The following is a 10,704-nucleotide window of genomic DNA, read 5'->3' as shown; positions in this document are numbered from 1 at the left end:
AGATCTATCTGAAGGATATCGCTACGCTTAAATTATCACCTCCGGCAACGCCGCTGTTAACTGATAGCGCACAGGTGATTATTGGCACGGCCAAATATGGAGCAGGTACAGTGATTGCCGTTGGCGATCCCTGGCTGTATAATGAATATACCAACGGACGTCTTCCTGTTGCTATGGGTTTTGATAACGACAAAGCAGCCGATGATCTGAGTAAATGGCTGTTATCGAAAATTCCTGCAAAAATCAAACAATAAGACACGACAATTAATGCCTGTTGTCCAGGCAAAAGCCAGTTATATACCGATGATAATTTAAGTCAATTAGTTTAAAGTAATGCTTTCAGAAATTGAATTAATCGTATTAATTAAGGCCGGGGATATCAACGCCTTTGATGAGTTTTATAAACGGAATTGGAGGCCTTTGTACCACATGGCTTACCGCTCAACCGGCTCATCTGATGATGCGAAGGATCTGGTACAAACTGTTTTTATTAATTTATGGAATTGCAGGTATAATTTACAGCCGGACAGGTACAACGCCTCATATCTTTTTAGGAGTTTAAAAAACAGCATCATTAATTTCCACAAAAAGGATTCGGTAAGGAAAAGAGGCATGGATAACCTTTTGTATGTAGAAGATACTGATCAATATACCCAGGAAGATAGTTTAATGGCAAAAGAACTGTCGGTTGCAATTGAAGGGGAGATCCGGGAACTGCCCAAAAAAATGCAGGAGGTTTTTATTTTATCGAAGCAGCAGAACTTATCCGTCAATGAAATTTCGGAAACACTTAATATTACTCCCCGTACAGTTAAAAATCAGCTCTCAAATGCATTGAAAATATTGCGGACAAAGCTGGGGATCTTTTAAATGATCAGCTTTTTTTACTTATTCAGATACTTATGCGAAATATAGTTTTGGATTGGATCGACTCTACTAAAAAAGGGTTAACAGGGTTAACACAATTTAGGGTTAATTTATTCATATGTAACTAACAATCAGATAATTGAGTTTTTTGTTTTCAAAAAACATGTTAACCCTATTTTTTGTATAAATATTATCGGTTAAATTTCAATTCATAGGTGACACAACACCAAGGGTGGTTAATTTGATTTATTATATAGCCTCTTTTTATTTTATATAGATGCGATTTGAAAGTAGTAAGTCGCTCAAAATGACACACCTAACTGTAACCCGGTACTAATGGAAGCGGGTTGGTCATTACCGAACCTCACAGGAATGGGAACCGAAACAAAAAAACTGGCGTCTTTGCCTTTTTTGATGACCTGGTTAAACACGGGTGTTACACCAAAGCGGCCATTTGTTTCAAATGCCATGCGCCCGATGAAAGTAAAACCGTGTTTAAAACGGAACATCGCACCAGGATGGAACAACATCGTATTAACCTTTGAAATGTTTTTTTCCGTTCGTATGGCCGGGGCAACCTCAAAGCTGATGCCGAACTGATCACTTTTAAGAATATTCATCCCGAAGGGAAAGCCAACCGTATAGACGTCGCCAAAATTACTTTTAAAGCCATTCTTAGTCCAGGAGCCGATTGGGTTAAGGATACTGAAATATCCGGTTACCCTTGGATAGGCCGGGGGCTGCTGGGCGAAGCCAATTTTGAAAATGAACAATAATAAAACAATAATGGTAAGGTGTTTAAACATATTAAAGGGTTTTGATCAGGAAGCCTATGATAGCGGCTATCCCTATGATATAAGGTTCCTGTAGTTTTTTTACATAGATCAACGCTAATACAACAGCAACGGCAATCAGGAGGGTAGGGATGTCAACCACCGACCGTAATCCAATGACGATCACGGAACCTACTAATGCGCCGATCACAGCAGCGGTGATACCATCTACAAATGCCTTGATACTTGTGTTTTTGGCTATCTTTTTAAAAGATGGCGCGAGGGCCACGGTAAATACATAACACGGCAAAAACGTAGCCAGTGCGGCTACACATGCGCCGGGAAAACCGGCCACCAGGTAACCGATAAATCCCACAGTAATAACAACCGGCCCTGGCGTGATCATAGCTACAGCTACCGCGTCAACAAATTGGTGTTCATTCAGCCAGCCAAATTCTTTCACCACACCGCCGTGTAAAAATGGTACTATAGCCAGGCCGCTGCCAAAAACAAATGCGCCTGCTTTGGCGAAAAACCAACCGATCTCCTGCAAGGTTTTGCCGTCGTATTTCCAGAAGCCGGTACTGACTAAAATTCCGGCGGGCAATACCGACGGCTTTTTGAGCCATTGCGGCGGCGCTTTGATCACCATGTATAAAACACCGCAAGCCAGGAACAAAAGGATTTCTTCCCGCTCGGTAATTACAGTAATTACTATACCTGCGATATAGAAAAGCCACAAGAGCCATTTTGCTTTTATGGCAGGTAATTCAAATTTGCTGATCGACTTAATGGTCAGTTTATAGGCACTCATTGCAATAATGCCGATAACAGCCGCCCCAACGCCATAAAATACCGCTTGCATCCAGGCCAAACCGCCGTAAAGTTGATAGGCCATCCCCAACAATACCACCATAATAAAAGCGGGTAGCACGAAAGCCAGCCCGGTCAAAGTAGCGCCGATAAGCCCATAATGCACAAAGCCGATATAAATACCCAACTGCGCGGCTAATGGTCCCGGTGCCAATTGGGCAAGGGCCAGGCCCTCTTTATACTCTTCCTCGGTAAGCCAGCCTTTATCCTCTACAAGGTCGCGCTGCATATAGCCTACTAAAGCAACAGGGCCGCCAAAACCCCATGTCCCTAACTTGAGGAAATACCTGGTGATATCCAATAGCGAGTAGGCTGGTTTAATGAATTGTCCTTTCATTACATCTTCATATTATCCATACCGCCATTTTTCTTGCCCAATACATCCAATGCGGCCCTAAAGCCCAAAGCTGGTGCAGCGGTATTTGTGTCATAAGCAGGCAAAGGTAAGCGAGTGCCTACCTTTAAGACATCCCTACGAGTGATTTCATTCGTTTCCATGGCAATATTGTATTAACAATACAATACTACCCACTTGAAACCCCTTAAACTTGTATGGAATTAACTATTTGTATCCTTTTTACTTTTCAGGATACTTTTTTTATAAACCGATGGGTTTTGCCCGGTTTGCTTTTTGAAGATCCGGTTAAAATGGCTTTGGTCTGAAAAACCGGTGAGGTAAGCGATCTCGGTTAATGAATAGGAGGTATCTGTCATTAAACCAATCGCTTTCTCTATCCTGAGCTTACGGATATAATCACCAAACGAAAGGTTATCAAAATACTTGGAGAACTCGCGGGATAAGTAAGCAGGGTTGATCTCCAGCTCATTGGATACCTGTTGCAAACTCAGGCTCATGTTGGTATCAAGTTGATCCTGTATCATTTCCCTGAGCTCTTTTGCCCAATCAGGCGCTTTCTTTGAAGTGCTTTGTTTAATGTATTTATGGAATACCTCCAGCAGCATCCGTTCAACCGGCCCGGCCTGGGTATGTTTTAACTGGTGCAGATGTTTTGCCCAACTGTATAACCCATCATAAATGGTCATCCCCAATTCCAGCAGCTCCTGGTCGTCTTTGATATTGTAGGCCAGCCCTGAAAAGATCGCTTCGAGGCCTGCCGATTGTGGCGCAAAATCATGCCGGTCGGTATCTGCCCCGCGCACAATTGCAGCAATCCTGTTTAGTGCCTCATCTTTCAACTGATGTTTTTTGATGAAATAATCAAAGGTGCATTGATCGTCATAATGCGTGTATTCTACGTCAGGCAGGTCAAATGGGATCGCATTCAACTCGTCGGCTTTCGTCAATACCTGTTGAAAGGGGGCAAAGATGATCTCGGCTTCGGCATCAATAAATCGCCTGATCAGCCAGGGACAAGCAATGCGGTCAATCTTCGGGTGTTCGCGGGTGATCCATTTCATCTGTTTAATTCGAGTTACAAATGTAATCAAGAACCCGAAAGTCTCATTAATGGAGAAAAATCACATTTAATAAAAAAATGCAAAATTATTCTGGTACCAATGCCGGTTAGCCCTGTATATAGTATCAAAGCCAAAAACTGCTTTAAGCGGTTGAGATAAACTTAAAATATCAATCATAATGATACAACGGCGCAAGCCCGGCCCTGGCCATAATCCCGAAGATGACCATCTCCAGGATGAAAAAGCCATGCTGGCCATAGAGAAGGAAATGCTTCATAACATCCATAAAGAAATTTATGGCAAATGGCATTTTATAAAAACATCAGCAGCTAAATATGCCATTGCCGCTTCACTGGTATTGATGTGCAGCGCGGTGCTTTTTTACTTCAAATTATCGGTTAAAGATAAAGCCGCCATGATTGCTGTAAGTGCAAAAAAAGGTAATCTTAAAACAATAACACTTCCCGATGGATCAACTGTATGGCTAAACTCGGGCTCAACAATAAAATTCCCTGAACGCTTTGGTAAAACAAGAGAAGTACAACTGGTGAATGGTGAAGCCTACTTCGATGTAAAACATGATAGTACTTCTCCTTTTATAGTTCATTATGGCCGTTTACGCGCACAGGTATTAGGTACCGCATTTAACGTAAAGTTTTACAAAAACATCAGCGATGTAAGGCTAACAGTTACGAGGGGCTGTGTAGCTGTTGGCAATAAAACTGAAACTTTTGGTTTGCTTACACATGATAAAGAAATGGTTTACGACCAGAAAAAGGCTACCCATAACATAAGGACAATTGACTCAGAGAAGGTGGCGGCCTGGAAATCAAGTGAAATTAATTTATACAGTGTTTCATTTAGTGAGTTGGTAATGAGGCTGGAAAATACCTATGGTGTTCATGTAAACTACAACCATAAAAAGAATGATCACCTAATAACAACTATTCATTTTTCAAATAATAACACGCTATCCTATGTGCTTGACATCATTAAAACCATTCACCATTTAGATTATGTTTTGAAAGGAAAGGAGGTTTACCTGGCAAAAAACGAAAACAGTTAAACCCAAAAAGCCAGTACCCCCGAAGCCGGGCTGCAGGGGTATAGGCAGAGAGTGCAGATATAAATTATTGGCAGGTTCCAAGCTAATCCAATAATTCATATAGTTTTTTAGGATAAAAACCTCGTAAAGATGAAAAAAAAATCGACTAAAATTTTTAATTTTTTCATGAAGGTATCGATGGTTGTTATGGTTAGTTCGCTGGTTTTTTGCCAGGTGCTGCTTGCCAAACATGCAGAGAGCCAGATTTCAGATTTCCCCGTAAAGATTGCGTTTGGCAACGAATCATTGCAGAGTTCAATTGATAAACTCGAAAAGCAAACCAACATCAAATTCTCTTACAACCCAGTTGAATTAAGCGGCTACAAAGTAAACCCGCGTAAATTCAAAGATGAGCCGCTGGGCAAAATCCTTAATTATTTATTTGCTAAAACCCGTTTGTCATTTAAAGAGATCAATACCGGAATTGTAATTTATGATAAATCAGCTTCTGCTAAACCCAGTGTACTAACCAATAAAACCAATGAGCAAAATATTGAAGCTGCTGATATTACAGTTACAGGTAAAGTAACCGATGCAAATGGTGCGTTGCCGGGTGTTTCTGTAAGTATAGAAGGCGGAGGAAGAGGGGTGATCACCGACACCAAAGGAGAGTATTCGCTTAAAGTACCTGCCAATGCCACGCTTATATTTTCCTCAGTTGGCTATAAAACACAAAGAGTAGCGGTAAATAATCAAACAACTATCAACGTGACCATGACAGGCGACCTGAAGTCATTAAGCAATGTTATCGTGGTTGGTTACGGTGTTCAGCGTAAATCAGATGTAACAGGTTCAATTGTTTCTGTGAGCGAACAATCGCTGCGTGATGTTCCGGCCGCTAACCTGGGCCAGGCTTTACAGGGGCAAGCCGCGGGTGTGGATATTCAGAAAAGCGCGGGTAACAGCCATCCGGGGGCATCTCCATCTATCTTAATCCGTGGCAACAGGTCTATCAATGCCTCCAACTCACCCCTAATCGTAGTTGATGGGATCCCTTTTAATGGCAGTTTGAATGATATTAATCCTGATGATATAACTTCATTAGAGGTGTTAAAAGATGCTTCATCTACAGCCATTTATGGTTCAAGAGGTGCAAACGGCGTTTTGCTGGTTTCTACCCGCAGGGGCAAAAAGGGCGGTACAGCAATAACTTATAGTGCTTATGCAGGTTTCAATAAACCGCTGGGCCAGTATAATATAATGAACGGCCCCCAGTTTGAAGACCTGAAAAAATGGGGCCTGATCAATGGCAATCCCGGTAAATATACCGGAATTGATGATCCTGCCTTTTTAACCGATGGCTCTTTTGCTCCGCAGGAGGTTGCTTCCATAAAAAGCGGGCGCAATACCGACTGGCAAAAACTGATCTATAAAAACGGCTTTGTGACCGATCATCAGTTGGGGGTTGCCGGAGGTAATGAGCTTACACAGTATGCCATATCCGGTGGATACTACAACGAAACAGGGATCTATTTCGGTCAGTCATTTGTTCGTTATTCTGTTAAACTTAGTGTTGATCAGCAATTGGGCAAATATGTAAAAGTTGGTTTAAGCAGCTTAAACACACTGAGCTATACCAATGGCGAAAACGCGAACCCTCTTGGGCAGGCATTAAGGGCCAGTCCGCTTTCAACACCTTATGATGATGCTACCGGTGCCCTGGTAGGTTTTACCGCCGGAAGTGCTAACCAGGTATGGAACCCGCTTGCAAATTTTGTTCCGGGCGCTGCTGTTGAAACCCGTAAAAGGTTTGGAACATTTACAACAGCTTACCTTGAAGCAACCCTTGCACCGGGATTAAAATACAGGTTTAACGGCGGTGCTGAAATTAGGCCAGATATTTACGGTAACTACTACGCCAGCGCTACTACCAATAACCTTGGCGGTGCATCAACAGCAAATAACCAAAGTACTTACAGCTATAACTATACACTTGAAAATATATTGACTTACGATAAAGTGTTTGCGCAAAAGCACCATGTAAATTTTACAGGCCTTTACAGTTTGCAGGAAAACCAGTCGCAGTCAAATTCATTTAGCTACAATAATATCCTATCGGATGGTATCCAATATTTTAACCCGCAGTACGGAGCAAACTTAAGCGGCTCGGGATCATACTCCAAGTGGGACATTATTTCGTACATGGCCAGGGTGAACTATGGTTACGCCAATAAATACCTCCTTACTTTAACCATGCGTTCAGACGGTTCATCTCGCCTCGCGCCGGGGAATAAATATCATGTGTTCCCTTCAGCGGCAGTTGCGTGGAATGTTACTAAGGAGCCTTTTTTAATGAACTCAAACATACTGTCAAACCTTAAATTAAGGGCAAGTTACGGTACGGTTGGTAACACGGCTATTAACCCATACCAAACTTTGGGCGCTTTATCATCAGTTAACTACAATTTTGGTTCTACAAACCTAACGGGAGCTTATCCAACAAACGTTCCTAATCCAAATCTAACATGGGAGTACACTTCTACATTGAATGCAGGCGTTGATTTCGGCCTTTTCCAGGGACGTATTACAGGTACAGTTGAAGCCTATCATCAGTATACCAGGTCCTTACTATTGCCCTTATCGTTGCCGCCGACATCGGGTATTCCAAACAGTATTTTAACCAATGGGGGCCAAACGCAAAATAAAGGTATTGAGGTAAGCATAAGTACTATCAACTTACCCGGCAACGGCAGGAACACAGTTAGCTGGACAACCAATTTCAACATCGCCTTTAACAGGGGAAAAGTGACCAAATTGGCAAGCGGCGTTACCCAGGATATAACAAACGGTTTGTTTGTGGGACAGCCTATCAATGCCATATTTGATTATAAAAAAATTGGCATCTGGCAAAATACAGCAGCCGATACGGCCCAGGCTAAAAGCTTAGGACTTACAACTACTGGTACTGGTTCGGTAATTGGTACCATCAGGGTAGAGGATGTAAATAAAGATGGAAAAATCAGTGCTGCCGACAGGATTGTGCTTGGATCTGATCAACCAACCTATACAGGTGGTTTTACCAACCGCATAGGTTACAAAGGATTTGATTTTACGGTAGTAGCTGCTTACAGGGTGGGAGGATTAATCACTTCCAAAATGTTCCAGAGCGGGAGCTTTATTAATACCTTCCAGGGTAATTATAATAACCTGAACGAGGATTACTGGACGCCAACCAATCATCAAAATTATTATCCTAAGCCAAATTCCGCTTCAACCAATACACCTTATTCATCAACGCTGAGTTATTTTGACGGTACCTTTTTGAAGATCAGGAGCCTCACTTTAGGCTATAACATGCCCGAATCAATAACCAAACGTATCAGTGCACGGTCGTTAAGGGTATATGCTACGGCGCAAAATCCATTTATTCTTTTTTCCCCGTATCGTAATACTTATCATGGTTTGGATCCGGAAACAGCCGGCGCTTTGAACGTAGATACGCCTCCTACAAAGTCATTTACATTCGGTATTAACATGACACTTTAAATTTAAATAAGATGAAAAGGATATCTATATATTTATACACCTGTTTGTTTTTAGGTCTTGCAACTACAGCTTGTAAAAAAACACTGTTAGAAGATCCAAAATCAACACTTACCCCAACTTTTTTTACAACAAGCCAGGGTTTTCAAGCCGGCCTCACTGCCGCCTATGCAGGATTCAGAACTATTTGGGGGCCGGATACTTATTTTGAAATGACCGTTCCCGGTACCGATGAGTTTATTGCCGGTAACGATGGTAACAACGGCATGGTAAAGTACAACAGTAATTTCAATACTGCTGATGGTACCGTTGCCACAATCTGGAAAAACTGCTATACCTATATCAACACCTGTAATGGTTTAATTGGTAGTGTTCCGGCCGGTATTGACGCTACTTCAGCAGCAAGCATGGTGGGTGAAGCCAAGTTTTTGCGGGCAAATTATTACTTCATATTAGTTCAGTTTTGGGGTGACGTAACTTTAAACAAAGCATTTCAGTCGGTACCTACAACATCTGCCACCAGGGCTCCGATGGCTGATGTATATAATTTTATCATTCAGGATCTGAAGGATGCCATGGCAGTTCTTCCCGCAACCCCTTTAACTAACGGTGTGCAGCCAGGCAGAGCAACAAAAGCCGCCGCAATGCATATGCTTGCAAAAGTATATTTAACAAGAGCGGGCTCATCGGCCAAACAGGCAGATGATTATAAAAATGCTTATAATACGGCAATCGACCTTATTACCAATGTTTCACCTGCCAGTGGCATAAAATTGCAGCAGGATTTTGGAAAGGTATTTGCCGAAGGCAATGAGGCCAACAGCGAAATACTTTGGACTGTACAGCACACATCTACATTGGCCTACAATGGTTCTGCCACGCAGAACAACAGCGGCCCTGATAACCTGTTGTGCCACTTATTTGTGCCTAAGTATGAGGTGCAACCCGGCATGCAGCGCAGTACCCTTTACGGGCGTCCTTACATCCGCGTGGTGCCTACGCATTGGCTTACCGATACTGTGTTTAGCGAAAGGGTTAATGACCAGCGTTATAATAAAACGTTTCAAACAGCCTGGTTATGCAATAACGCAGCATCAATACCTACCTGGTCAAATCCGTTGCCAGCCGGGGCACCCGCAGGGGCGCAACCCGGAGCCCCTAAGTTTACAGTTGGCGATACTGCTATATGGATGCCGGGCAAGGCCATGACTTCGGCGCAGATTGCCGGTTATCGTTACCAGGTTATTCCGCCTGCCAAGTACAGTATTGCTTTGTCGCCCGCCATGATCAAGTATTTTGATACCAAGCGGCCCGATCAAAATTCGCCTTCAAGCAGGCCTATTATTATCTACCGCTTAGCCGAAACCTATTTAATTGCTGCCGAAGCATTATTTATGGATGGCCGAGCCGGTGACGCTGTGCCTTATATCAATGCCATCCGCGAAAGGGCTGCTTATCCTTCAGGTAACGCAGCAGCAATGGATATCACTGTCGATAAGCTTTCGCTGGATTTTATTTTAGATGAGCGTTCTAGAGAATTTTGTGGTGAGCTTGTACGCTGGCTTGACCTTGCACGGACAGGTAAGCTATTGGAGCGGGTAAAACTGCATAACACTGATGGTAAAAGTAATATTAAGCCATTCCATGTGCTGCGCCCGATCCCGCAAACACAAATAGATGCAACAATTACAGGTACTCCATATCCTCAAAACCCTGGCTGGTAAGCCAGGGTCAAAATAAAGATGTAGATAAATGCAAGCGATAAAAAATACCATGAAAAAACACACCATTATACTTCGTATCCTTTTAGTTTTTCTTTTGCCTTTTTGCTTTATTGAGGCACAGGCAAATGGTAATGCGTCGCCCGAAACATCCCCATATAACGTAAAGTTATATGGGGCAAAGGGCGATGGAAAAGCCATAGATACCCAGAATATCAATAAAGCAATTGAGGCCGCAGCGGCTGCCGGTGGTGGAACAATTTATTTCCCCGCCGGAAATTATTTAACCGGATCTATTCATCTAAAAAGTGGCATAAGCCTGTATATCGATCAGGGGGCTACCATAATTGCCGCACCCATCGAAGCTGCCTCAGGTTATGATGAGCCGGAAGCCAAAATAGACAACAATTACCAGGATTTCGGGCATAGGCACTGGCATAACAGCCTGATCTGGGGCGAAAAC

At 42.8% G+C, this 10,704-nt stretch carries 9 protein-coding genes and 1 pseudogene; 6 read left to right on the top strand and 4 right to left on the bottom strand.

The features are described 5' to 3' along the window. Window positions 1–254 (top strand): annotated as a pseudogene (locus VF500_RS28505) (hypothetical protein); the annotation flags it as partial. 79 nt (window positions 255–333) lie between these two features. Then, a complete protein-coding gene (locus VF500_RS28500) occupies window positions 334–870 on the top strand; it encodes an RNA polymerase sigma-70 factor (protein WP_330862903.1) in 537 nt (178 codons plus the stop codon). Window positions 871–1,169: 299 nt separating this feature from the next. Here the strand turns inward: VF500_RS28500 and VF500_RS28495 are convergent, their stop codons facing one another. Genes VF500_RS28495 through VF500_RS28480 form a run of 4 tightly spaced genes read right to left on the bottom strand, consistent with a single transcriptional unit; the run spans window position 1,170 to window position 3,932 of the window. Continuing rightward, window positions 1,170–1,673 (bottom strand): hypothetical protein, encoded by a 504-nt coding sequence (locus VF500_RS28495; RefSeq protein WP_330862902.1) that lies wholly within the window; start codon window positions 1,671–1,673, stop codon window positions 1,170–1,172. A 1-nt stretch (window position 1,674) separates the two neighbouring features. Beyond that, window positions 1,675–2,850, bottom strand: a complete 1,176-nt coding sequence (locus tag VF500_RS28490) for a chromate transporter (RefSeq protein WP_330862901.1) — start codon at window positions 2,848–2,850, stop codon at window positions 1,675–1,677. Further along, window positions 2,850–3,011: a hypothetical protein gene (locus VF500_RS28485; protein WP_330862900.1), complete on the bottom strand. Its 162-nt coding sequence runs from the start codon at window positions 3,009–3,011 to the stop codon at window positions 2,850–2,852. Before VF500_RS28485 ends, VF500_RS28490 begins: the two co-directional genes overlap by 1 nt. A gap of 60 nt (window positions 3,012–3,071) precedes the next feature. After that, window positions 3,072–3,932 carry a chromate resistance protein ChrB domain-containing protein gene (locus tag VF500_RS28480; protein ID WP_330862899.1) on the bottom strand — a complete coding sequence of 287 codons (861 nt, stop codon included), beginning with the start codon at window positions 3,930–3,932 and terminating at the stop codon, window positions 3,072–3,074. A 178-nt stretch (window positions 3,933–4,110) separates the two neighbouring features. On the opposite strand from VF500_RS28480, the gene VF500_RS28475 reads away from it, so the two are divergent. From VF500_RS28475 to VF500_RS28460, 4 genes are all read left to right on the top strand, one after another. Further along, window positions 4,111–4,998: a FecR family protein gene (locus tag VF500_RS28475; protein ID WP_330862898.1), complete on the top strand. Its 888-nt coding sequence runs from the start codon at window positions 4,111–4,113 to the stop codon at window positions 4,996–4,998. A gap of 129 nt (window positions 4,999–5,127) precedes the next feature. Further along, entirely contained in the window at window positions 5,128–8,523 is a 3,396-nt protein-coding gene (locus VF500_RS28470; RefSeq protein ID WP_330862897.1) for a SusC/RagA family TonB-linked outer membrane protein, read from the top strand. 11 nt (window positions 8,524–8,534) lie between these two features. After that, the gene (locus VF500_RS28465) at window positions 8,535–10,244 is read left to right on the top strand and encodes a RagB/SusD family nutrient uptake outer membrane protein (protein ID WP_330862896.1); all 1,710 of its coding nucleotides are present in this window, start codon (window positions 8,535–8,537) and stop codon (window positions 10,242–10,244) included. 49 nt (window positions 10,245–10,293) lie between these two features. Further along, window positions 10,294–10,704: glycosyl hydrolase family 28-related protein (locus tag VF500_RS28460; protein WP_330862895.1), on the top strand; the 411-nt coding region annotated here is incomplete at its 3' end.

The sequence above is a fragment of the Mucilaginibacter sp. genome, assembly GCF_036383575.1.
Lineage (GTDB): Bacteria > Bacteroidota > Bacteroidia > Sphingobacteriales > Sphingobacteriaceae > Mucilaginibacter.
This window is presented reverse-complemented; position numbering and strand designations above follow the sequence as displayed.